Annotated in this window: 18 protein-coding genes and 1 pseudogene; 13 read left to right on the top strand and 6 right to left on the bottom strand. The window is 52.1% G+C overall.

What is annotated here, in order from left to right; all coding sequences use genetic code 11:
* Positions 1-32 precede the first annotated feature (32 nt).
* The 4 genes from JQR86_RS23885 to JQR86_RS23870 all read right to left on the bottom strand — a co-directional run bounded on the left by JQR86_RS23885 (position 33) and on the right by JQR86_RS23870 (position 4,376).
* The gene (locus JQR86_RS23885) at positions 33-389 is read right to left on the bottom strand and encodes a hypothetical protein (RefSeq protein ID WP_434155505.1); all 357 of its coding nucleotides are present in this window, start codon (positions 387-389) and stop codon (positions 33-35) included.
* 629 nt (positions 390-1,018) lie between these two features.
* The gene (locus tag JQR86_RS23880) at positions 1,019-1,918 is read right to left on the bottom strand and encodes a LysR substrate-binding domain-containing protein (protein ID WP_407364357.1); all 900 of its coding nucleotides are present in this window, start codon (positions 1,916-1,918) and stop codon (positions 1,019-1,021) included.
* 242 nt (positions 1,919-2,160) lie between these two features.
* On the bottom strand, positions 2,161-2,547 hold the full coding sequence (locus JQR86_RS23875) for a cupin domain-containing protein (protein ID WP_407364359.1): 387 nt from the start codon (positions 2,545-2,547) through the stop codon (positions 2,161-2,163).
* Positions 2,548-2,675: 128 nt separating this feature from the next.
* Positions 2,676-4,376, bottom strand: coding sequence for a BCCT family transporter (locus JQR86_RS23870; RefSeq protein WP_434155504.1), 1,701 nt, complete (start codon positions 4,374-4,376; stop codon positions 2,676-2,678).
* 396 nt (positions 4,377-4,772) lie between these two features.
* On the opposite strand from JQR86_RS23870, the gene JQR86_RS23865 reads away from it, so the two are divergent.
* The 7 genes and pseudogenes from JQR86_RS23865 to JQR86_RS23835 all read left to right on the top strand — a co-directional run bounded on the left by JQR86_RS23865 (position 4,773) and on the right by JQR86_RS23835 (position 11,911).
* Entirely contained in the window at positions 4,773-5,966 is a 1,194-nt protein-coding gene (locus JQR86_RS23865; RefSeq protein ID WP_407364363.1) for an aromatic ring-hydroxylating oxygenase subunit alpha, read from the top strand.
* Between the two features lie 10 nt (positions 5,967-5,976).
* Positions 5,977-7,422 (top strand): aldehyde dehydrogenase family protein, encoded by a 1,446-nt coding sequence (locus tag JQR86_RS23860; protein WP_434136688.1) that lies wholly within the window; start codon positions 5,977-5,979, stop codon positions 7,420-7,422.
* Positions 7,423-7,427: 5 nt separating this feature from the next.
* A pseudogene (locus JQR86_RS23855) lies at positions 7,428-7,592 on the top strand (rubredoxin); the annotation flags it as partial.
* A complete protein-coding gene (locus tag JQR86_RS23850) occupies positions 7,581-8,846 on the top strand; it encodes an NAD(P)/FAD-dependent oxidoreductase (RefSeq protein WP_434155743.1) in 1,266 nt (421 codons plus the stop codon). The pseudogene JQR86_RS23855 and the gene JQR86_RS23850, both read left to right, overlap by 12 nt.
* A 14-nt stretch (positions 8,847-8,860) precedes the next feature.
* A complete protein-coding gene (locus JQR86_RS23845; protein WP_434155503.1) occupies positions 8,861-10,189 on the top strand; it encodes an NAD(P)/FAD-dependent oxidoreductase in 1,329 nt (442 codons plus the stop codon).
* A complete protein-coding gene (locus tag JQR86_RS23840; RefSeq protein ID WP_407364369.1) occupies positions 10,186-10,557 on the top strand; it encodes an ethanolamine utilization protein EutQ in 372 nt (123 codons plus the stop codon). Before JQR86_RS23845 ends, JQR86_RS23840 begins: the two co-directional genes overlap by 4 nt.
* 67 nt (positions 10,558-10,624) lie before the next feature.
* Complete coding sequence (locus JQR86_RS23835) at positions 10,625-11,911, top strand: MFS transporter (RefSeq protein ID WP_434155501.1); 1,287 nt, start codon at positions 10,625-10,627, stop codon at positions 11,909-11,911.
* A 254-nt stretch (positions 11,912-12,165) separates the two neighbouring features.
* On the opposite strand, the gene JQR86_RS23830 is transcribed toward JQR86_RS23835, so the two are convergent.
* Positions 12,166-13,482, bottom strand: a complete 1,317-nt coding sequence (locus tag JQR86_RS23830; protein ID WP_434155499.1) for an ATP-binding protein — start codon at positions 13,480-13,482, stop codon at positions 12,166-12,168.
* Positions 13,479-14,168 carry a response regulator gene (locus tag JQR86_RS23825; protein WP_434136684.1) on the bottom strand — a complete coding sequence of 230 codons (690 nt, stop codon included), beginning with the start codon at positions 14,166-14,168 and terminating at the stop codon, positions 13,479-13,481. Before JQR86_RS23825 ends, JQR86_RS23830 begins: the two co-directional genes overlap by 4 nt.
* Positions 14,169-14,306: 138 nt before the next feature.
* On the opposite strand from JQR86_RS23825, the gene dsbD reads away from it, so the two are divergent.
* From dsbD to JQR86_RS23795, 6 genes are all read left to right on the top strand, one after another.
* Complete coding sequence (dsbD, locus tag JQR86_RS23820; RefSeq protein ID WP_434155497.1) at positions 14,307-16,031, top strand: protein-disulfide reductase DsbD; 1,725 nt, start codon at positions 14,307-14,309, stop codon at positions 16,029-16,031.
* Positions 16,031-16,846: a redoxin family protein gene (locus JQR86_RS23815; protein WP_434155496.1), complete on the top strand. Its 816-nt coding sequence runs from the start codon at positions 16,031-16,033 to the stop codon at positions 16,844-16,846. The genes dsbD and JQR86_RS23815 overlap by 1 nt, the downstream gene beginning before the upstream one ends.
* A 44-nt stretch (positions 16,847-16,890) precedes the next feature.
* The gene (dsbG, locus tag JQR86_RS23810; RefSeq protein WP_434155741.1) at positions 16,891-17,622 is read left to right on the top strand and encodes a thiol:disulfide interchange protein DsbG; all 732 of its coding nucleotides are present in this window, start codon (positions 16,891-16,893) and stop codon (positions 17,620-17,622) included.
* A 141-nt stretch (positions 17,623-17,763) separates the two neighbouring features.
* Positions 17,764-18,195 (top strand): YeeE/YedE family protein, encoded by a 432-nt coding sequence (locus JQR86_RS23805; RefSeq protein WP_434155495.1) that lies wholly within the window; start codon positions 17,764-17,766, stop codon positions 18,193-18,195.
* Between the two features lie 20 nt (positions 18,196-18,215).
* Complete coding sequence (locus JQR86_RS23800; RefSeq protein ID WP_434155494.1) at positions 18,216-18,650, top strand: YeeE/YedE family protein; 435 nt, start codon at positions 18,216-18,218, stop codon at positions 18,648-18,650.
* Between the two features lie 942 nt (positions 18,651-19,592).
* On the top strand, positions 19,593-22,979 hold the full coding sequence (locus tag JQR86_RS23795) for a hypothetical protein (protein ID WP_434155493.1): 3,387 nt from the start codon (positions 19,593-19,595) through the stop codon (positions 22,977-22,979).
* Positions 22,980-23,064 lie beyond the last annotated feature (85 nt).

Genomic DNA, 23,064 nt, shown 5'->3' with positions numbered 1-23,064 from the left:
GACATGGGGCTGTGTAAAAACACGAGGCGGCTCTATGCCATTACATTGACGACCACCAGGTCACAACAATTGGTTATTACCCTGGGTTCGGAGATATTTTCTTCAGCTTCCCTATTCATGATAAACATGGTTTTCTCGCCAGGATGCGTTAGAACCAACCCGCACGCTTCGGCTTGAGAGCATTGCGGATCCATGCTCGGAACTCTTTTAGGGTTTTTTAGACCTTGCGGTTTGCTGAAGTATATATCCCCATATTCGAGCCCATCATTCAGCGCGAATACATTTACGAATCCTTGCGACCTGATATGTTCGGCAGCTTGTTCGCTACAGGAAATAATAGGAATATCTTTCGGAGCCAGTTTATGCGTGATCTCGTTCCAATGACTCATATGGCCTGGCGTAATTATCAGAGCATCTACATCAAAAAGTGTTTCTATCGAAAACGGTAGCCCCGATAAATTGCATTTTGAATAGGAAGACTTCAGGTGGCGTGGTACCGAATGGTGGGATATGTCGTCAATGACTGGGTCAACCAACAACTTCCTTGCCGCGTACTCTATTACTATATTGGAGTTACCTGCTTTCGTTAATCTCATGGCCTTAGCTAGAACTCTGCCTAAATCGTTATCTGGTATTCATCTCTTTGTAGTGTGGGCCTAGTAACTGATAAGACGCTGAAACCACTTTTATGAATTCTTATCAGAGGATCATTCTTGCCCAATCATCTAGGGTGAGATACTGCTATATGGGACACATTGCGAAGTAATTGGGCCAATCTGGTCTGCCGATAGCCCTGCTTTTATTTTAGATAGTAATTTTGGGGCCGATCACAGGCGCTGAATGGCTTAGGGCCATGTAAAAGCACCTGCTAAGGTCGACCCATAGGGCATGCCATGAAGGTCAGCCCTATTGTTAGAAATGCAGGTGAGCTGGAGAAAGAACATTTTCTGGTTAAGGCCTATCCCAGCCATTTCTGGTAGCAGGGGAGGTATAACGCTGCTGAATATAGGGTTGTGCTTCAGGCAGTTAGCTTGATTAGCCACTCACGAAAAAGCTTCACACCTTTACGCTGGCTGTAACCGCTACGCGTTTCAAGAAGACAGAACTTTGCCTCAGTTTGCACTACCAGGTCGTTTGGTCTTACCAGCGCCCCTGACTCGAGCTGATCATCTACGAGCTTGCTCCAGGCTAGCGCTACACCTTGCCCACTTACAGCGGACTGTATCAGCATACTGTAGCTATTGATCTTGACCTTGTGCTTGGGCGTGAGAGGGGCATGCCCTAGGCGCTTGAGCCATTCTGACCAGCCAATCCAGTCGCGCTGGGAGTCCTCTAGCCATAGCCAAGTACAGGAGGAAAGCCCCTCCAGGGATGAGAGCTCAGGATGAAGGCTCAAATAAGCAGGGCTGCATACCAGAAAGATTTCTTCCGAAAACAGGGGAGTAACTTCTATTTCGTGCGGACGTGAGCTGCAGTAGTACAGGGCAAGATCACTGTCAATTCTAGAAAAATTTTTGACATGATCCTGAGCGATGATACGTAAATCTATCTCCTCATGTTCACGTTGAAACTCTGCCACCTTGGGCAGAAGCCAAAGGGAAGCCATTGCGGTACTTGTGGCTACTGTTACCTGCTGGTTTCCATCAGGTTGACGTATCTCACCTGTTGCGCGCGCGAGCTCCTGAAGCACCCCACTGATATCTTCATAGTATTGTGCACCTGCAGGAGTAAGGTTGATGGTCCGGGTAGTTCGCTCAAGTAAGGTTTTACCAAGATAGTCTTCGAGCAGGCGAACTTTTCGACTTACAGCTCCTTGAGTCACGTTCAACTCTTCCGCTGCATGAGTAAAGCTCAAGTGCCGTGCGGCCGACTCGAAGGCCAGCAAGGTATTAAGCGGAGGCAAAGGATGGATTTTCACTTAAGGCTAGTCCGATATTATTATTGTATAAAGCAGGCTGCTATTCTCATCAGCTCTGTATGGTTTTAGATAAGGAATCTACACAGTTGCCAGCAATCTTGGAATAAATTGTTTAGCCGGCCTTGGCTATATGCAGTCTTGTGAGTGCAATATCCATCTAATAACCATTACCGGTATGACAGCTCATTCTATGCGCTGGCCTCGGTTTCGGATGTTAGAGATCCTGCGGTGGGGGAAAATGCCTAGCGAGAAGTATATGTTACAAAAAGTACTGCTCCGTTTTCTGAGCCACCGGTATGCTTCGCACCCGGCGCCCGGCAGCAATAATCACCTGCAACCATGGTTTGATTCTGGTCATAAAATGTCCCCTCAACAACAAACAACTGCTCAAATTCTGTTGGATGTGAATGTAGAGTAGCAACGGCGCCAGGATCGACCCGCATAAGAAAACTTCTTTCACCATGCCTGTCGTCGCAATAGAGGGGCTTTATCCAAAAACCGGGTGCCCCTATGCAGGGCTGCCACGTGACTTGTGCTGAGGTTCGGTAATGCGAGCCAACCCTTATGGTGGTTAAGGGTCCGTCCCCTGAAGGGCATAGCGAAGCGAAATCGTTTTCTGGTCTGCTCATGGGCTAGCCGTTATATGATTGTGTTTAGAAAACGTTCTGATCAACTCAAGCAATATTGTATTAAGCGTGATATCCCGAGCGCATCAGAAACTAATGCGCCCGGGAAAAGGGTGTTTATGTGAGTACGCTCAGGAAGCTCTTTTAGCGGTTACAAGACCATTGGAATCGAGGCTTGAGAGATGCTCGCTTGACTGTAATGTATCTTTCGAGCGCAGCTCTTGAGCTACCCGGCGGCCTGGAAACGGCTCGAGACCTGGCCCCTTGAGCTCCTGCCGCAAGCTTTGCAGTAACGTGCAGCAGATAAATACAATGAATATTGCTATCGGAAGACCCGCTGCAATACTGGCCATTTGTATGGCCTCCAGACCGCCTGCCATCAGTAGACCTACCGCAATAGTACCCTCCAGTACGCACCAGATGAGGCGGATCATCCGTGGAGGATTCGTACTTCCGAGTGAAGTTAGTGTACAGAGCACCTGGGTGCCTGAGTCAGCAGAGGTGATGAAGTAGGTCGCGAGTAGGACGCATACAAGCACGCTAAGTGCCTTGCCTATTGTGCCTGCATCGATTTTTTCGATCAGGGTAAACATGGCAGAGGTTGTTTCCTTTTTAGTGGCAAGAAGAATGGTGCCACCCTCAAACTTTGCCTCTTCACCCTGCAGCTGCTCATTCACTACCCGCTGCGCATGAGCTTGACGATCGGCTTTCTCGGTGTAAAGGGCTGCGCCTCCAAAGACTGACATCCACACAATGGTAACTAGAGTAGGTACCAGCAGAGCTCCAGCAATAAACTCACGAATAGTTCGCCCTTTGGAGATTCGTGCGATGAAAAGGCCGACAAAAGGCCCCCATGTCATCCACCACGGCCAGTAGAACGCCGTCCATGAATTCTGCCACCCATTATCCTTTTGCGTGTCGCTCCAAAAGCTCAAGCCTACAAGGTTCTGAGCATAGTCCCCGGTTGTTTCCAGCATGAGGTTCAGGATATAGCGCGTCGGCCCAAGCAGTAGCACCAGAACGACCAAGGCGATAGAAAGAAGAATGTTCCATTCGGACAATCGTTTCATGCCACGCGAGACGCCTGCCATTACCGAAAGGGTAGTGACAAGGCTGATCAAGACAACAAGCGTGATCTGGACCCCCAGGCTGATCGGTAGGTTGAATACCTGGCTGAGCCCGGTGTTCATCTGAACCACACCCAGTCCCAATGATTGGGACACACCAAATGCAGTGATTATGACCGCCAGGATATCGACTACATGACCTATCGGGCCATATATCTTGTCGCCGATAAGTGGATACAGTACCGAGCGCATGGTCAAGGGGAGCCCCTTGCGGTACGCAAAGTAGGCAAGCCCCAGACCTACAATGGTAAAGATAGCCCATGGGTGAAGGCCCCAATGAAACATAGTCAACCGCATAGCAGTAGTTGCGGCTTCGTCAGTCAAGCCCTTAGCAAAAGGATTGCCTGCGTAATGCCACATGGGCTCGGCTACCGACCAAAAAATTAATCCGATTCCCATGCCGCCGCTAAACAGCATTGCGACCCAGGAGCCAAGGCTAAATTCCGGGGTATCTGTCTCACGGCCCAGCTTGATATGCCCGTAGCGACTGAGCATAAGATAGATCAATAGACCTAATACCCCACTGACAATAGCGAGATAAAGCCATTTAAAGTTTTGCAGAATAACGGCAGATGTTGATTTAAATACTGAGGCTGCCTGTTCAGGTAAAAGCCCACATGACAAGACGAACGCCAAAACGGCAAGTATGGAAATGATGGTAACCGTTGGGTTGAGGCCTTTGAGCAGGCCTGAATCAGCACGCATAAGTTATCCCTCTTATTATTGTGTAAAGGGCTATGAAATTTGGCAAAGCGCCCGAAATGCCTGGTGTTTCGACTATTACGAGCAGGTCCTGGCTAACACAGCAACCGTTGAGTATTTACCTCTTAGCTGATGCAACAACATGGGGGAGTACCGTCCTGGGGGGCAACTCATTTTTCTTCATTAATCTATGAAACTTTGGAATATATCCTGGTACATTTTCGAAAGAAGACAAGCATTCCCGCGTGATAGATGAGCTCGCCCGATTAATGAGCGCAAGGAATAAATAGCGTAAAAAATATCGTTTGTTTGTTGATTCTTACGCTGTCAAAAATTGCTACTACGCAGCATGCCTAGTCTGTCGTGCAACCATCTCCGTATTAGCAAGAGAGAACAACAATGAATTCAATAATATCTTCTCGCCTAATTCCTACCCAAACGCTCGAAGGCGTTCTCGCCCCGATCCATGAGGCGCATGGTTTAACAAACGAGTTCTATGTAGATCAGCGTTACTTTGAACTGGAGCGTGATCAGGTGCTGGGTCGCACTTGGGCGTGCATTGGCTTTGCCAGTGACCTGGTCAAGACTGGCTCGGTTAAGCCTGTCGACTTCATGGGGCTTCCCTTGCTTTTGATGCGAAACCGGGAAGGGCAGGTTCAAGTTTTTCACAATGTCTGCAGCCATCGCGGCATGAAGCTTGTAGAGGAAGAAGGAACAGTACAAGGCGTTATTCGCTGCCCGTACCACTCGTGGACTTATGATCTGAATGGCGGACTGCGCGGGACGCCACATGTCGGAGGAATCAACCAGCATAAGGATGAGCGCTTTGCTTGCGAAAAGCATGGTCTAAAGGCGATCCGTAGCGCTATCTGGATGGACATGGTCTTTATCAACCTGTCTGGAGATGCGCAGCCGCTTGAAGAAATGCTGGCGCCGCTCACCGAGCGCTGGACTCAATTTCTAGGCACAGACGGCATGAGCCTGCTGCATCGCCGCCCGGGAGAAGACCAAACCACATTGGACATCGCCTGCAATTGGAAATTGGCCGTTGAGAACTACTGTGAGGCCTACCATTTACCTTGGGTTCATCCAAGCCTGAACAGCTATTCTCGTCTGGAAGACCATTACAACATCCTTTTTGATGAGCATTTTGCTGGTCAGGGTAGTCATGCCTACAATTTGTCCGACGTCGCCGGCACGCATTTGCCAAAGTTTCCAAGCTGGCCGCAGGACCGACTACGCACCGCAGAATATGTTGCTTTTTTCCCTAACGTATTGCTGGGCATCCAAGCCGATCATGCGTTTGCCATGCAGTTGGAGCCAGTTGCACCGGGCCGCACGCTAGAACATCTTCGCCTGTTCTATGTCGGCGAAGAGGCGTTGGGTGAAAAGTATGCGGATTGCAGAAAGGCAATTCTTGAGTCCTGGAAAGTGGTGTTTGCCGAAGACGTGGCGTCGGTCGAAGGTATGCAGAAGGGCCGCAACTCACCGGGCTACAAGGGCGGCGCTTTCTCACCTGAGATGGATGTCCCTACTCATTATTTCCATCAATGGGCAGCTCGCCAGCTTCTGAATGTTGATCGATCTGTATAAGGAGGCTGCCATGTATCCAATCTCATCTCATTGGTTGAACTATATCGATGGTGAATGGCTAGATAGCCCTCAGGTGCTATCGGTCAATAATCCTGGAACAGGTACCTGCGTTGCAACCGTAGCCCAGGCCACGATAGAGGATGCGCAGCGCGCATTGGACGCGGCACGTCGATGCGCGGACTCAGGCGAACTTACCCGAGTTCGCCCCGCGCAGCGCGTGGCCTGGCTGCTGGCTATTGCTGAGGAAATTCGCGCCATTGCCGACGAAGGTGCATGGGTCTTGTGCCAGGAGAACGGAAAAAGCTTAAGCGATGCGAGGGATGAGTTCGTCGAGGCTGCTCGGTACTTTGAATACTATGCGGGTATGGCTGACAAGATCGAGGGCACCTCGATTCCGCTTGGTAACGGGTATATGGACTTTACCGTCTATGATCCCATGGGCGTATCTGCACAGATCGTACCCTGGAATTTTCCGGTATCCATTTGTGCCCGCTCATTGGCGCCTGCTTTGGCGGCAGGCAATGCAGTAGTAGTAAAGTCTCCAGAGCTTTCCCCACTGGGTGTGGCTGTGCTGATACGGGCTATAGCCAGAGTCGAATTGCCCAAGGGAGCAGTCAACCTGATTTGTGGGCGTGGCCGAGAGGTCGGCTCCTACCTGGTAAGCAACTCCATGGTTGACCAGATCGTATTCACCGGCTCGGTGCCAACCGGCCAGATGATCCTTCGTGATGCGGCCAAGCATGCTATTCCCAGCGTTATGGAGCTGGGCGGCAAGTCTGCTGCAATCGCCTTTGCTGACGCAGATCGCTCTCAACTCCTGGCCAGCGTTAAGAATGGAATCTTTTTTAATGCTGGCCAGGTATGTTCAGCTATGTCGCGACTGCTCGTACAACGAGAGATCTACGAGGAGGTTGTCCAGGCTGTAGTCAGGTTGGCGGAAGGGTTGAGTGTGGGAATAGGTCAGGATAATCCTGACCTGACGCCGGTTATCAGTGCTTCTCAGCTCTCCGGTATTGAAAACCTGTGCCGACAGGCCATCGAGGAAGGCGCCGTCGCGGCAACCGGCGGAGAGGCGTTTAGCGACAGAGCGGGCTATTTCATGCGGCCCACCGTCTTTCGCGATGTAAAGCCTTCCATGCGTATTGCACAGGAGGAAGTATTCGGTCCGGTGTTGGCTGTGATTCCGTTCGATAGTGAGGAAGAAGCCCTGACTATCGCCAACGGTACGGATTTTGGTCTTGTCGCGGGTGTTTTTACCCAGGACATTAGCAGGGCTATGCGCTGCGCACGTCATCTAAAGGCCGGACAGGTCTTTATCAACGAGTGGTACGCCGGAGGTATCGAGACACCCTTTGGCGGGATTGGACTGTCGGGTTTTGGACGAGAAAAGGGTCAGGAAGCCCTCTACAGCTATGTCCGTACCAAGAACGTTGCGATCCGTGTAGCAGGGGAGTAGCCAAGATGTTCAAAACATGGCTCTGTCTGGTATGTGGTCTGATTTATGACGAGGCCGTTGGTTGGCCAGAAGATGGCATCGAGCCGGGTACAAGATGGGAGGACGTTCCAGAAGATTGGCAGTGCCCTGAATGTAACGTAGGCAAAGCCGATTTCGAAATGCTGGATATCAGTGAAACAGTAGCGGCGGCCACAAGCGCGCCGCTACCAGTTGTAACGCAGGCCCCTACGGTTACAGCGAAGGCCGAACCAGAATTGCCAGCAGTATCTGAGCCTATTGTCATTATTGGTAGTGGACATGCTGGTTATGGTCTGGCGCAGGCCCTGCGCAAGGCCAATTCGACCATTGACATACGAGTGCTTACCCAAGATTCGGGTCATCTCTACTCAAAGCCGTCCTTATCGATTGGACTAGCTCAAGGTAAGACCGACGACGCGTTGGCCGGTGAGCCTCCGCTTTCAGTTGAAAGACGTCTAAATATCCGAGTCCACTCCCATTGCCGGGTTGATCGCATCGACCCGGCCTCGAAAAAACTTTATACCAGTTTAGGCGAGATTGAATATGGCCAACTGGTGCTGGCCAGCGGCGCAACACCAATCAGCCTACCCATTGAAGGTGACACAGCTGAACTCCTAAGCGTTAATAATCTTCATGATTATCAGCACTTCCGTAAGCGTCTCCAGCAGGCCCGCAGCATCGCTATTATTGGTGATGGCCTTATTGGGTGCGAGTTCGCCAATGATCTAGCCGCCACTGGCTATAAGGTAGACGTCATTGGGCTTGGAAAGTGGCCCATGGAGCGCTTACTCCCTTTGGAAGCGGGGCGGCATCTGCAAACGGCCCTTAGTAGATTGGGAGTTGATTGGCATCTGCAAAATACGGTTCGGTCTATCAGAGCCGATAATGGGCGAAACCAGCTCACACTGGCTAATGGTGAGTCTATTGAGGCTGACCTTGTGCTTTCTGCAGTTGGCTTGCGGCCCAATCTGACTTTGGCCGAAACCGCAGGGCTTGATGTAGGTCGTGGTATTCGCGTCGACACGCACCTCCAGACGTCTCAATCGGATATTTATGCCCTGGGCGACTGCGTTGAGATTGATGGTCAGTTGTTACCTTATTTGGCACCTATAAATCAGGGTATTCAGGCGTTAAGCAAAACACTGCTAGGCCAACCAACTGTGGTCGATTACCCGTTTATGCCGGTAACCGTGAAAACTCCAGCAGCTCCCCTGTGTTTCCTGCCTCCTGCTCCGGGCGCTACTGGTACCTGGCGCTGTTCACCTACCGAGGATGGATTGTGTGCTGGTTTCTATACAGACGAGGCCCTGAATGGGTTCGTGCTGCTTGGTCGCCAAGCCCAGGCGCAGCGTAACAGTTGGCTGCAAACCTATACAAAAGCTCAACAGGCAGAGGCTGTAGCCTAAGGGCGAGAATTATCATGACCAAGACCATCAATTTTCCGCATGATGATGCAACCTGCGGCTGGTATGCCGCGTTACCGGAGCCGCAACCCTGTCAGCGCCTGCAAGGCGAGCAGCAAGCCGATTATGCCGTCATAGGCGCCGGCTTTGCTGGCCTCGCCGCAGCGCGCCGTCTGGCTGAGCACCACCCGCAAGCACGTATCATACTGGTGGACGCTCAGCGGGTCGGTTATGGCGCCTCAGGTCGTAATTCCGGCTTCGTGATTGATCTTCCGCACAAATTTGCTTTGGAGCATCCTGATCCAGAACACAAGCAGCGCTTGTTGCGCCTTAATCGATCAGCTATTGCTCAGTTACAAGAGCTTATTGAGCTTAACGGTATCAACTGCCAGTGGTCGCACGCTGGCAAATACCAAGGGGCGGTAGGTGAGCGCGGACTCGCATATCTGGACCATTTCGAGCATCTGCTTCAACAGCTGGGTGAACCCTTCCGGTGGGTTGAACGTGAAGAGCTTTCCGGGATACTTGGCAGCCATCACTACAGCCGTGCCATTTATACGCCTGGGTGCTATCTAATGCAGCCTGCCGCCTTGGTCACCGGGCTTGGTCGCTCATTGCCCGGTAACGTTGAGCTGCTGGAGGAGTCGCCCATTCAGCGCCTTGAGCGAGATGGCCGTGGGGGCTGGATTTTGCATGGCACCGATGGATCGATTCGAACTCCGCAGTTGTTACTAGGGACTAGCATCTTTACCCAGGAGTTTGGCTATCTGCGCAATCGATTACTGCCTGTCATGACCTTTGCCAGTTGGACACGCCCGCTGACGGATAGTGAGATGAGGATCTATGGTGGTCAGTTGGACTGGGGCCTCACCCCTGCCGATCATGCTGGAACCACTGTGCGGATGACTCAGGACCGGCGCCTGATTATTCGAAACACCTATAAGCATGTCCCCAAATATGGCAAAAGCACCAGTGATTCGATGCGTAAAGCAGTTCAGGCCAGTCATCGTCGCGCCTTTTTGAAACGCTTCCCCCAACTGGTGAATGTACCCTTTAGCCATACGTGGGGAGGGGTTTATGCGATTTCCCGTAACTTCACAAATTTCTTTGGTCAGTTGGAGCCAGGGGTGTATGCCTCGGCATGTGATAATGGGGTAGGCGCCGCATGGGGTACTATCTCCGGCACTATGCTCGCAGACCTTGCAGTAGGGGCTCAATCGCAGCAGCTCAGTGATATTCAAGCGGTTACCGGAATGCCTTCACTTAATCCGCCGGAGCCTTTTTTGGGTTTTGGTGTGAGGTCGCGCATTCGTATGGCTGCCTGGAATAGTCGGAGTGAGCTATGAGCCAAGACTTTTCAGGGAAAGGGCCGGTTCTGTTGGTTGACCATAAAGAGCTGGATTTTGTCGTGCGGGGCGGTCCACCCGGCGCAGCCTATGTGGCTCGCGCCATCAGCAATGAGGTCTCGCCCAATATTGGCGTTGGCTTCGCCCGCTGGGAAGGCGCTGAAGTAGCATGGACGCTACTGTATGACGAAGTGATATTTGTCATCGAGGGCTGTTTTGAGCTCAAGGCCAACGCAGAGCTCTATCAGGTGAGACCAGGGCAGTTGCTATGGATACCAGAGGGGACCGAGCTGACCTATGGCGGGCATGCCTTGTTTGGTTATGTAGTTCATCCGGGCAACTGGAAGCAGAGGCATGGCCTGACCTGATTCAACTAAGCCCTGTTGCAGTGTTTGAATAAGACTAATGCGCACTTATTACTAAAGGAAAGAAGTGATGCTCAAGCAGGTGCAGGCGTTTGGCGCAATTAACATAGCTAGCCTGCTCTTGCAGTTAGGGTCCAGTCTCTTGATGACCTATCTGGCATTGTCCTTGTCTTCAGACGGTCTGTCTGATGTATGGGGTGGAGCTCTAATGGCCGCCAACGCCTTAGGCATGGTGACGGGTGGACAGTTTGGACATAAGGTGATTGCTGGGGTGGGGCATGTGCGAACGTATGTGGCTTGCGCTGGAATCATCTGTGCTGCGGTCCTCGCCCATGCCTTCAGTGATTCCATGCTATTTTGGTTGCTACTGCGCTTTGTGGTTGGCATGTCTATGATGTGCCAACTAACTGTGATCGAAAGCTGGCTTAACGACCGGGCGCAGAGTCATGAGCGAGGCGTAGTCTTAGGCAACTATATGATTGCCAGCTATGTAGGCATGATGCTAGGGCAGTTAACGCTAAGCCTAAAAGGCGACCTTGGAATTCATGCGCTTCTTATAGTGGCTATTACATTCGCCTTAAGTCAGGTGCCTGTTGCCCTCACTAGAAGCGCTCATCCTACTATCCTTCAGCCTGGCCAGGTTAGCGTCAGGCGGTTCGTGCGCCGAATCCCGCAGTCCCTTGTTACCGTTCTGGTGTCAGGAATAATAAACGGCTCCTTCTATGGTTTGGCTGCGATATACGCCAAGCAGCAGGGACTGGATACTGCGGGTATTGGCAAGTTCATGGCGCTAACCATTGGGGCAGGGCTACTCGCTCAGTTGCCGTTAGGCTGGGTCTCTGACCGTTTTCCCCGCGCATCCATTATCCGACTGGCTGCGCTCCTCTTGATGCTAGCCTGTCTACCGCTTGGTCTAATTCAAGGCCTGCAGCTTGAATTACTCATGCTTTGCACAGCAATAGTTGGTTTTTTCCAGTTCTGCCTATACCCGTTAGGCGTAGCGCTGGCTAATGACAATGTCGAGCCTGAAATGCGCATCCCCCTTGCTGGCCTATTACTAGGAACTTTTGGTATCGGAGCCTGCATGGGCCCATTGATAGCTGGAGGACTGATGTCCTATTACGGTCCCCCAAGTCTGTATTACTTTTTAGCCAGCTGTGCGGCAATTCTGGTGTTGATTGTTGGCCAAAAGAAGGTAAGCGGAAAATACCTGCAGCAAGATGCCCCGCTTCTTCATCAGGCCACTCCATCTGGCTTGGCTACAGCTAATATTGCAGCGACTGAACCTGTTGAATCTGTAAATGATGATCAGAAAAGCCAAGAGACGCCAGTCGTCATTGAGAGGCTTCCTGGCTAAGGCGGGCACATGTGCTCACTTTTGAGATACTGAAGATACCCTAAGCAGATATGGCAATAAGCAAGAGTTTTGCTTTTTTCTCACTTTCGAGATAAGAGTTGTAACCTCAGACTTTAATGCAGAAGAGCCGAACTTAAGGCAAAGCAGAACAGCTAAAGCTGGCCGGTATGGTTTGGCATATCTAGCACCAGGTGGTCTTAGGAAGCATTGTTTTACTGCCTCGTATTGGTAAATAGAAATCCTATACATCGGAATTATCGCACAGGAACTTTCAATTTTGCCTCTGTACCCGTAACTGATGTATAGAAATGCAGATGACAATCAAAGCGCTCAGCTATAGCGCAAACGATGGACAGACCTAATCCGCTCCCGTTGCTGCCTGGACCACGCCAGAAACGTCGAGTTATATGCTCCAGCTTTTCTGGAGGCAAACCAGGCCCCTTGTCATAGATGCTAAAATTAACGTAGTTTCTATTTATAGTAACTTTAAATTGTACCGCCATGTCTTCTGGAGTGTGTCTCAAGGCATTTTCAAGAAGGTTACGCAGAGCGACCATCAGCAAAGAGACAGGCATATCAAGCTCTTCATCCTTGAACGAGGCAGTCTCAAGCTGAATCCGTCCACTCGAGTGTATCTGCAGATCGGCTACTACCTCCTTCGCAGCCTGTAAAGCCCAGCAAACGGCCCCATCGTCAAACTCCAGATTGCCCTCTACTTTGGCTAACAAGAGTAACTGTTCAAGCGTATGTTGCAGCCTGTCAGCTCCGGCTTCTGCACTGGCTAATGCATCTGCAACCGCTTTGCCTTGGGTCATCTGAGCAACCTGGATATGGGTCTTGATGGCGGTAAGAGGGCTGCGTAGCTCGTGCGCGGCGTCCCCTGTAAAGCGGCGCTCGCGCTCCAGCACTAGGGCGATGCGTTGAAAGAGTTGATTTTGGCTTTCGACTAAAGGCTGTAATTCCGCCGGAAGAGAATCCAGCTGCAATGGCTCAAGCGAGTTGGCGCTGCGACATGAGAGTGCGTCTCGAATTTTCTGTAAGGGATCCAGCCCGCGCTTTAGGCTCAGCCACAACAGATACAGACTGCCCAACAGCGCTACCAGCATAGGCACTGTTGTCGCTACAAGTACTGAAGTGCCGAGCCGATTACGCTCGTCCAGGCGGTCTGCCGTTGTAATAAGTAGTTCGCCTACTGGCAATGTAAAGCTGCGCCAGGCTACTCCATTGATATTTTGATCGTGGTAACCCGACCGTTTGGCGCTAAGTTGCTGATCCGGTGTGTCGTGGCTACGAGCAAGGACTTCGCCCCGCAGGGAGCTTACTTGGCATGCCAGGCCATTTGGAATACCTAGCCTCTCGGCGCTGATTGCTTTACGCGTACCGTCATTGGCTAGCGGTTGGGGTAGTTGTTCCAGCAGCCCAGCCACCATCCGAGCGGATGCACCAAGACGTTCATCAAGGGCCGTCATCATCTGGTTCCGTAGATCATGGAGCATCCAGGCCGCTGCCAGACTCCAGATTATTATGAACGCCGAACCAAGCCCCATGGTCAGGCGAAGACGCAGGCTCATGCTGCTCCTCCATCATGAGGGTCACCTGCGGCAGGCCCTAGTCGGTACCCAAGCCCGCGAACCGTTTCTACAATCCGATTACCGAGTTTTCTACGCAGATGATGAATATGAACATTCAACGCATTACTTTCTACATCTTCGGCGAAACCATACATGGCATCCTTTAACTGGTCGGTGTTGAGCACGCGGCCTGGGTTATTGAGTAGCGCTTGTAACAATGCCTGCTCCCGGCGCGACAGGTCCACTGGCTTACCCGCCAACCATGCTTCACAGGTACTAGGATCATAGATAAGGCTGCCATGATTGACCTGATTCACACTTCGGCCGGACATGCGCCGGACCAGCGTATGCAGTCGCGCAGCCAGCTCTCGAATGTCGAAGGGTTTAAGCAGATAGTCATCTGCCCCTGACTGCAAGCCAGTGACACGTTCGCTAACGGCATCACGCGCTGTAAGGATCAGTACGGGTATTTCCACCCCCTCCTGGCGCAGGCGGCAAAGCAGGCTAATTCCGTCCTCGTCAGGCAGGCCAAGATCAAGAATCAAGACGTCAAAACGCCCAGTTCGTAACATGGCCTCCGCATCGCCTGCCATATGGGCATGGTCAACAGTCAGGCCTTGGGCTGTGAGTCCGGCACAGATGCCGCTGGCGATCAAATGGTCGTCTTCGGCTAGAAGTACGTGCATAAAACAGCTCCGCGTTAGATCGGGCCATAATCGGTCTTGGCCATTAAGGCAACATTATGACTTTCCTGCGAACACTTAACGTTCTGTTAATAGCTGTTTTTTAAGCTCTGCCCATATTTACCTTCGGCTGGAGCAACAATGCGCCTTCTAATCCTCTTACTGTGGCTACTACCTGGCATTGCCTGGTCTACACAGGGGCTGTTGCCAGGCAGTAAAAAGCCTGACTTTCTTCCCGTTGAGCAAGCGTTTGTACTGAGCGTAGAAACCGACGACAAGCATGCTACTACGCTGCACTGGCAGATCTCAAAGGGTTATTACCTCTATAAGAACCGGCTCCAGTTCGAGGGTCTGGAAGGTAATCGCAAGCCTCTGCTACCGCCAGGTGAGCCCCATCATGATGAGTACTTTGGTAAGCAGGAAGTATACCGTCAAGCCCTCACCGTAACGGTACCTGAAGGTGAAGCGAAACGGTTGAAAGTCACATGGCAAGGATGCGCTGAGAGTGGATTATGCTATCCGCCACAAAGCCGCTTTATTGACCTTGTGCCGTCCGCACCATTAGCTCTGCAGGCCAGTGATCAAACACTTGCCAGCGGGTTGCAACAGCAGACGCTGCTGTGGAGCCTTGTGGTTTTCTTTGGTCTCGGCGTGCTCCTTGCCTTTACACCCTGCTCACTTCCAATGCTGCCCATTCTTGCGGGCATTGTAGTGGGTAGCGGCGCATCACCACGGCGAGGTCTGGCGCTTGCTGGCGTTTATGTACTGGCTATGGCCTTGGTCTATGCAGTGCTTGGCGCAGTTGCCGCCTCACTGGGCGCTAACCTGCAAGCTACGCTTCAAAACCCCTGGCTTTTAGGTACTTTCGCGGCCTTGTTCATAGTGCTCGCGTTACCGATGTTTGGTGTCTTCGAACTTCAGCTGCCTTCTTTCATGCGCGACCGCTTAGAAAATGCCGGGCGTAAGCAGCAGGGGGGAAGTCTATTCGGCGCAGGGATGCTGGGGATACTGTCTGGTTTACTGGTAGGCCCCTGCATGACCGCACCGCTAGCGGCGGCACTGCTATTCATTGCACAAAGCGGCAATCTTCTACACGGAGGGTTGGTTCTGTTTGCCCTGGGATTGGGAATTGGTGCACCGCTGTTACTGCTGGTGACGATGGGAAACCGCTTCCTCCCCAAACCCGGGGCCTGGATGGATCGCGTCAAGCTCCTGTTTGGCTTTCTCTTTCTGGCGGCCTCACTGTTAATTGTCCGAACACTCTTGCCCGATAGCCTATGGCTGGGTCTCTGGGGATGTTGGCTAATAGCACTGGCTACACTATTCCGGCATGTTTCCCTGCAATGGGAAACACGGCAGGGGATAGGCCAGGCCGTCAGCTTGATGATGGGCATCTGGGGTATGTTCATGCTGTTGGGTGCAGCTGGCGGTGCTTCAGACCCTCTCAAGCCGCTAGCGGTTTATGCCCCTTCAGCTACCCCAATAGCGACTGAGGACAATATAGGCAAGGAAATCATCGACCTGCCAGCTCTTGATGCTGAGCTGGCAAAAGCCAAGGAAAGTAGGCAATGGGTGCTTATCGACTTCTATGCGGACTGGTGCATTTCCTGCAAGGTCATGGATGACAAAGTGTTTAGAAACCCTTCAGTACAAGCCGGCCTTGCTGATGTACGAATAGTACGGCCAGATGTCACACATAGCGATGCAGCCAGTCGCGCTCTGCTTGAGCGTTATCAGGTTCTGGGGCCGCCAACCCTCTTATGGATTGGACCTGATGGCCAGGAACGTAGAAACGGACGCATCACGGGTGAAGTCGATGCCGAAGAGTTTCTACAGCGCTGGAATGCTTTAAAGGAGCATGGTTAATGCTCACGCTTAACATTGGTTCAATACCGTTGGCTGTGCCTCATTTGTTAATCATTGGGAGCTTGCTTATAGCCGTCTTGACAGGGGCCTGGCTTGGGCGTGGTAGTACTCATAATATTGACCGTATCTTATTTAACTGCTTGGTCGCGGCGCTGTTGATAGCCCGCCTGGCTTTTGTAGCGAGATACTTTAAGCATTATCAGAATGATCTCTGGCGGGTAGTTGATATTCGTGACGGAGGGTATATCGCCTGGCCTGGAATACTGGTGGCCTTAAGTATGGTCACCGTTCAGCTTTGGCGCCGGCCTGGGCTGCGAAAGCCGCTTGGTATTTCATTGATAGTTGGTCTGCTCAGTTGGGGGCTTGGAAACCTCGCCTGGCAATCCATGGAACGCAGTACCCGTCTCCCCGAGCTAACGCTTTATAGCCTAGAGGGACGCCCCATCCAGCTGACAAACCTGCAAGGTAAGCCTCTAGTCATCAACCTATGGGCTAGCTGGTGCCCACCATGCCGGCGAGAAATGCCTGTGCTGGCCAGCGCTCAGTCACTTTATCCAGATACGCAGTTCGTTTTTGTGAATCAGGGCGAGGCCGAAGAAACCATCCAAGTGTACCTAGCAAAGGCACAGATCGATCTTCATACCGTTCTGCTTGACCCAAGCGGTTTAATAGGCAAGCAGGTGGGTTCACAGGCTTTGCCCACGACCCTTTTCTACGATGCCCAAGGCCGCCAGGTTGGCAGTCATCTCGGTGAGCTTTCACAAGCAAGTCTGGCTCAGGCTCTTAATCAACCTAGTATGGAAACCACTCCGTGAAATTATGCAAGCTGTTAACCCTGATCCTGACATCGCTTGGCCTAATGATATCTTTAGGAGCAGAAGCCAAGGATTGGCCTGAACCAATCAGATCTATCGAAAAACAAGGCGCCGAGATTGTTGGCACCTTTGATGCCCCTGATGGCGTCAAGGGATATGCCGCCTTATACAATGGTCAGGGAATGGCACTTTATCTGTTACCTGACGGTGAGCATATTCTTGTAGGGACCTTGCTTGATGCCAAGGGAGTCGATCTTTCGAAAGCCCCTCTGGAAGAGCTGGTCTATGCGCCGCTAGGACAAAAGATGTGGGCCAAGATGGAAAAAAGTGCCTGGATCGCCGATGGCAAAGATAAGGCTCCCCGCGTGATTTATGTATTCAGTGATGCCAATTGCCCCTACTGTAACCTGTTCTGGAAGCAGTCTCGTCCATGGGTTGAGGCAGATAAGGTGCAACTGCGCCATATTATGGTAGGTATTATTCGTCCAGATAGCCCGGCCAAGGCTGCAGCGTTGCTTGCCGCAAAGGACCCAGAGGCCGCGCTTTTCGCCCATGAGAGTGAGGGTAAGACCAGCACATTAAAACCGCTTGAAAACGTGCCAGCAAAGATTGCTCAGCAGTTAGACGCAAACCTTGAACTAATGACTAGCCTGGGAGCCCAGGCTACGCCCGCGATCTTTTACCTTGACGATAACGGCCGACTGCAACAACACCAGGGAGCCCCTGATCCAGACTCGCTGCTTCAGATGCTTGGCCCCCAACCTGGGAAGCCCTAACAAGGTCATAATAGTAAAGCAGAGCAAGCCTTGTTTTCCTTAATCAACCTTAGCCTGGAGTTTGTGCCATCTGGACCCAGACAACTGGAATAATGGCAGTGCCTTACACACTGTTCTGCGTCAAGAGCCAAGGAAGTAGATTTGAGAATTGACTGGATAAGTTTTACCCCAGGGCCAGCGTTTGCTGGCGGGCTTCTGATCGGCGTTGCGGCCGCACTCTTCGTACTGTTTAACGGGCGCATCGCAGGTATCAGCGGCATACTCGGCGGGCTACTACGTTTGACCAAGGGTGATATTGCCTGGCGCGTGGCGTTTCTGGTGGGGCTTGTCCTGGCGCCGTTGATGTACAGCCTGGCGGCCCCGCTCCCAGACATACGGATTGACGCTAGCCCCATCACGCTGGTGGCGGCCGGGCTACTGGTTGGTATCGGTACGCGGTACGGTTCAGGTTGCACCAGTGGGCACGGTGTATGCGGCCTGTCGCGCCGCTCGCCGCGCTCGTTAGTAGCAACAGCCTCGTTCATGCTGGCCGGCTTTGTGACCGTGTTCCTGATCCGGCATGTAGTTGGCTGATGTCAGGTCTAGGAGAAAGTATGAAAATCATCATGGCACTCATTGCCGGTATTGTGTTTGGTATCGGGCTAATTGTCAGCGGCATGACTAACCCGGCTAAGGTGCAGCAGTTCCTCGATATAAGAGGACCTTGGGATCCTTCGCTGGCCTTCGTTATGGGCGGGGCCATCCTGGTTGGGTTGGTCGCCTTTCGTTTCGCCAGTAAGCGTAAGCATTCCCTGTTAGGGGATGTCATGCGCCTGCCTGCCGCTACTCAAATCGATCGCCGGCTGGTACTAGGCGGCTTGGCATTTGGTACCGGCTGGGGCCTGGCAGGATACTGTCCTGGTCCCGCCCTGGCATCGCTTGCCATTGGTGGCGCGAAGCCGCTGATATTTACGGTTGCCATGCTGGCTGGCATTGGCATATTCAAGTTTTTCGAACGCAGCGCCGCTGACAAAACACGTTCGGCCTGAACCATTGCAGACTGTTATTCACAAGAGAGCAACAGCGGGAGCTTGCGTAAAAATGCCTGCGCGCCGTTTCAAGTCGAGTACGTTGGAAGTCTCGCCGAGTAGGGCGGGGGCAGTTACTGCATCGCAAATTATTAGCGCTTTATCTGCAGGCGGTAAATAGACCGTAGGGTGTCCTCAAGGTGTGTTTCTCGTGTGGCAATAAGTGAGCATCAGGATAATATTGCCGATGGCCCGTCTGCTGGCCAGAAAGGGCGGATGGTACTCTGGCCAGCGTGGCGCATGTCGAAGACTTCGGCTATGGATACCCATTCAATAAGGTCTATGCCACAGACCTTTATCAGCTGGAGCAAAACCAGAGCATTCAGGATCATGGGCGTGTCTGCCCGATCTGTAGGTTAGCTAAAGCTATCCATGTAAACGAGGAATATGTCGAGCTACTCGACACGGGCAGGTCACTTATCCGCTTTGCGCGTAGGCTTTAGGCTCGTCGGTTCCTCTGTTCTTAATTTATCTGCGCTTATGAGAGCTTTTGGCGGCAATTGCAGTTATGCCTGGTGGTATTTCGCCATACTTAAAGCCCTATAAAGCAAGAGTTGCAGCTCGGCTTTCGCCATATTGGTGCCACGGATTTTTCATACTCAGCCGTGATAATTCCGGTCGTCGAAGACCAATGTGACCCTGTGCTGTGTTGTCTGAAGTCTTGGCTTCGCCGTCGCTCCGTTTAGGTGATGATGGCTTTAGCTTCTCCATGCCCGTCACGCCTTACGGAACTGCCACTAACACTTAATTCGTCTTCAAGACAATTACAGGAGTCCGTATGTATTCCTCACCTTTCTGTGCCGCTCAGCCATCACCAGCATGCTGTACATCTTTCATGATCGGTTGCCCCGATGCCACCTGGCTTTCCCTCCCTCGTCACGCCAGCCTGAAGGAGCAGATAGCATGACCACCGCGCTCAGACCAAGCCATGCCGAAGGTACCACTGCCGACACACAATCACCTGCCCTCGGATTTTTGAAGGTTCTTCAGAAGTCCACAGCCAAACGCAGCGATAACAGTGACTACAAGCCTGCGACCTCAGAGACAAAACCGCCCAAGCTCAACGATTACAAAGGCATTGAGGATCTGGGTAACGGCCAGGTGCGCTACGTTACACAGGCGGATGAAAAGGTTCTGGTAACCAAAGAAAGCACACCAGAGCTGTACAAGGTGGTCATGAATGATTTGAAGACACGTGAAGGCATCGCAAAAAGCGAAGCTGATGGTTATCGCCGTGCAAGCGACAATGAAGTCTGGCCCTCAACTAACGGTACCTTTGTAGGGGCGGTGAACGAGATGGGCCCCGATCTAATTCGCTACCACAATAGCGACGAAAAGGTAGTTGTCTATCGGGACGATAATCCTGAGCTGTTTAAATACCTGAGCCAGTTAAAGGCCCTGGTTACAGATTCGGACGCTTCACGTGTGGTGGAAAAGGCTCAGTCTGAGGGATTTACCCTCGCTGATCGAAACGTTACAGCGCCAGACTTTATGGACTATAAAAACTTTTCCTGGGAAGGAGAGATCGGCAGCAATGGTGTGATCAGCTATGAGACCGCTGAAGGTAAAAAGATAGTGGTCAGCGAAGCCCTAACCCCTGAACTCTATGCTGTGGTAAAGGATGCAGTTACCACCCGATACGTCATGAATCAGCAGATTTCCCAAGGATTTCAGGAGGCAGGTCCAACACTGAATATACCAGAGCACGAAGTCAGCAAAGTGGGGTCACCTGAAGAGTTTGGCAATGGACTCATCCGTTTTGAGACCCGCTCTGGTGAGAGATACATCGTGTCCGACAAGGAAAACAAGGCGCTGTACGACCAGATTGTTGCCAAGAGCGAAGGGAGTCGAGCGGATAAGGTGGGGGATCTCCGTAATGAGAACAACCTGCCGCCCCTGAACGAGCTTGACGTGCTGAATATGGAAACAGATCAGATTTCCGATCCCAATAACAAGGACTCGGAGCGGCTGACGGTTTCAGAAGCGGCGACACAAAACCTGATCGATGACTACAAGAAGGCTATTGAAAAGGGCGAGCTGGGTAAGGACAGTGATGAGGCCAAGCTCATACTGGCGCTGGAAGCGAAGGTCGCGCTCAATAGTGGCAGGGGTATTACCGGCTACACGGAAGAAAAGCGAATCGGTGGTACTACCTGGCGCGAGTCGGACAGCAAACAGACTCAGCTGACCAAGGAAGACATGCAGGAGATTATTGACGGCCGATCCGTGGATGATCTGCTCAGTGAGCTGTTTTCCAAAGAAAAGATAGCCGGTGACTACCAGGCCAAGTTGAATGAGGCGTTGGGCAAGATTGACAACAGGGAAGGCATCGCCGACAAGCTCTACACCACGCTGACGAGTGAAGATTACGTCAAGTACCTCAAGGATCTCAAAGAGCACGGAATGGAAAACGCAGGGTCGACCGAGACGGCCAATCTGCTCCAGAGCCTGAGCCTGCTTGATCCGGAAAAGGCCAGGCAGGCCCAGCAGGAGCTGATGAAGAACAGCATGACGGCGGATCTCAATGAGCTGGTAGCTGACCCGACAAAAGTTGATCAGTCAGCCAAAGAGCAGGGCATGAAAGACGTCCTGACCTTGATCAAGTCGGTTCTCAAGTACGATACATTCGATATTCCACGGCGAGCTCAGGAAACAATCGAAAAGTTCATTAATGAGTTTCTGGGTGACAAGCAAAAACTGAGCAGCTTTACCAAGGTAGTGGAGGAACTCAACAAGCGGATCCAGGCTGGAGATATGCCCTCCGAGGCCGATATCAAGAAAGCGCTCAAATCGGTTTATACCGAGTTTGGTAACGAAAGTGCCGGTCGAGCACTTAACGCCCTGAACTACCTGAACAGCATGGGCGTACTCGGCTCGCTGGGAGGGACAGTTGGGTTTGTCAGTGGCTTCTACCAGCTGTTTGGCCAAAACGGAAAACTCGCTGATCAACCTCTTGAACGACTGGCCATTGCCAAGGACTTCATCAGTTTTCTAGGCGCCTCTCAACACTTCATAAAATTCGGCTCTGATATCGTCTCACGCCTGCCTGGGGGGAGTGCTGCAAAGGGCTTCCCTGACTTGTTAGGGCTTAGCAAAACCCTTCCGCAAATATGGGGAGCCAACGGAACGCTGAGCAAGGAGATGAGTACCTCGCTGCCCGATACGCCAAAGGTTCCAGACAGAGCCCCGCAGTTACCTGATTTTGACTTCGGCAAGTTTTCTGAGGATTGGGCTCAGTACACCGATGACCTGTTTAGCCGCGAGGTACCTACCACGACCCCGGCGGGTGCAGGCTCGCCAGATATACAGCAGATCAGTGAGAACCTTGGCGATACTATCGACAAGCAAATCAATGATCTGCCCAGCACTTCGGGCAATTCAGGTGCTGGCGCCAATGACTCCAAAAAGTCGACGCCTAAAGTCGGTCACAAGATAGCTGGCTCGGTTGTACGAGTACTGGGCGGCATTGGCGATACGTTTGGTGGAGTGGCCGATATTGTGCTCGGCGCCTTCACCATCAAGGCTGGCATCCAGAGTGGTAGCGATCTACAAAAGGCAGCTGGCAGCCTGCAAATCGTAGGTGGTGTATCTTCCGGTGTTGCGGGCGGGATCGGTCTTGCAGGCCTATTCGGCAGTGTGGGCGCTGCGTCGGCCTTTGCTGGGCCACTGGCATTGCTTGGCGTGGTCCTGCTGGGTGTAGGCGGAATCATCAGCTATTTTGTTGAGCATGAAAAAAAGCAGAAGGCGACTAATGCTGAGGGTCAGTGGTATCACGACTTAGCCGATGCCGGTCTGACTCAGGCAGACTGGGGCGATAAAGTGGAGTATGCCCGCTACAGCATTTATGAGTATGGCGGAAGGGACGCCCCTGATAACGAGAGCCTTTTCGATTATCAGCGTCTGGAGTGGGAGTACTTCGAGCGAACGCCGCAGGACCACGGTACATCCAGCAACCGTCTGGAAGATGATCTACATCGACCCAAGGATGGCAACACATCGCTTCCCATTGATCAGTACGGCAAGGCCTTCTATGACGAGCACAGGGACCTCATCGAAACCATTCGCGCCCGCTGGGACGACTGGAACGGGAGAGACAGTATCGTCAGCAAAAAGGATCTTGAGAAAATTGCCAATGGAGGGGGTAGTGATCAAGAGAAGGATGCTGCACGGTTCCTGCTTGATAACCAAGGTTTCTTCGACTTTCTCGATACGCTGGCCAAGAAAGATAGGGCTGATACAAAGATCAGTACGGGCGATTTGAACGATTGGATAAGGCTGGTGGGCGTTTGATAATTGTGGGTAATTAGTCCGCCTTGATTACTAGATCAGGATGATCGGCAGCGCCACGGAAGGCGTTATAAGGGGCCTGTACAGA

This window comes from Pseudomonas sp. JZ134 (assembly GCF_051027695.1).
In the GTDB taxonomy this organism is placed as follows: domain Bacteria; phylum Pseudomonadota; class Gammaproteobacteria; order Pseudomonadales; family Pseudomonadaceae; genus Chryseomonas; species Chryseomonas luteola.
This window is presented reverse-complemented; position numbering and strand designations above follow the sequence as displayed.

Bases quoted from the DNA above. Each gene is read 5' to 3' on its own strand.
- JQR86_RS23885 (WP_434155505.1), bottom strand. From the start codon at position 389: ATGAGTCATTGGAACGAGATCACGCATAAACTGGCTCCGAAAGATATT.
- JQR86_RS23875 (WP_407364359.1), bottom strand. From the start codon at position 2,547: ATGAGCAGACCAGAAAACGATTTCGCTTCGCTATGCCCTTCAGGGGAC.
- JQR86_RS23870 (WP_434155504.1), bottom strand. From the start codon at position 4,376: ATGCGTGCTGATTCAGGCCTGCTCAAAGGCCTCAACCCAACGGTTACC.
- JQR86_RS23865 (WP_407364363.1), top strand. From the start codon at position 4,773: ATGAATTCAATAATATCTTCTCGCCTAATTCCTACCCAAACGCTCGAA.
- JQR86_RS23860 (WP_434136688.1), top strand. From the start codon at position 5,977: ATGTATCCAATCTCATCTCATTGGTTGAACTATATCGATGGTGAATGG.
- JQR86_RS23850 (WP_434155743.1), top strand. From the start codon at position 7,581: ATGCTGGATATCAGTGAAACAGTAGCGGCGGCCACAAGCGCGCCGCTA.
- JQR86_RS23845 (WP_434155503.1), top strand. From the start codon at position 8,861: ATGACCAAGACCATCAATTTTCCGCATGATGATGCAACCTGCGGCTGG.
- JQR86_RS23840 (WP_407364369.1), top strand. From the start codon at position 10,186: ATGAGCCAAGACTTTTCAGGGAAAGGGCCGGTTCTGTTGGTTGACCAT.
- JQR86_RS23835 (WP_434155501.1), top strand. From the start codon at position 10,625: ATGCTCAAGCAGGTGCAGGCGTTTGGCGCAATTAACATAGCTAGCCTG.
- JQR86_RS23830 (WP_434155499.1), bottom strand. From the start codon at position 13,482: ATGAGCCTGCGTCTTCGCCTGACCATGGGGCTTGGTTCGGCGTTCATA.
- JQR86_RS23825 (WP_434136684.1), bottom strand. From the start codon at position 14,168: ATGCACGTACTTCTAGCCGAAGACGACCATTTGATCGCCAGCGGCATC.
- dsbD (WP_434155497.1), top strand. From the start codon at position 14,307: ATGCGCCTTCTAATCCTCTTACTGTGGCTACTACCTGGCATTGCCTGG.
- JQR86_RS23815 (WP_434155496.1), top strand. From the start codon at position 16,031: ATGCTCACGCTTAACATTGGTTCAATACCGTTGGCTGTGCCTCATTTG.
- dsbG (WP_434155741.1), top strand. From the start codon at position 16,891: ATGATATCTTTAGGAGCAGAAGCCAAGGATTGGCCTGAACCAATCAGA.
- JQR86_RS23800 (WP_434155494.1), top strand. From the start codon at position 18,216: ATGAAAATCATCATGGCACTCATTGCCGGTATTGTGTTTGGTATCGGG.
- JQR86_RS23795 (WP_434155493.1), top strand. From the start codon at position 19,593: ATGACCACCGCGCTCAGACCAAGCCATGCCGAAGGTACCACTGCCGAC.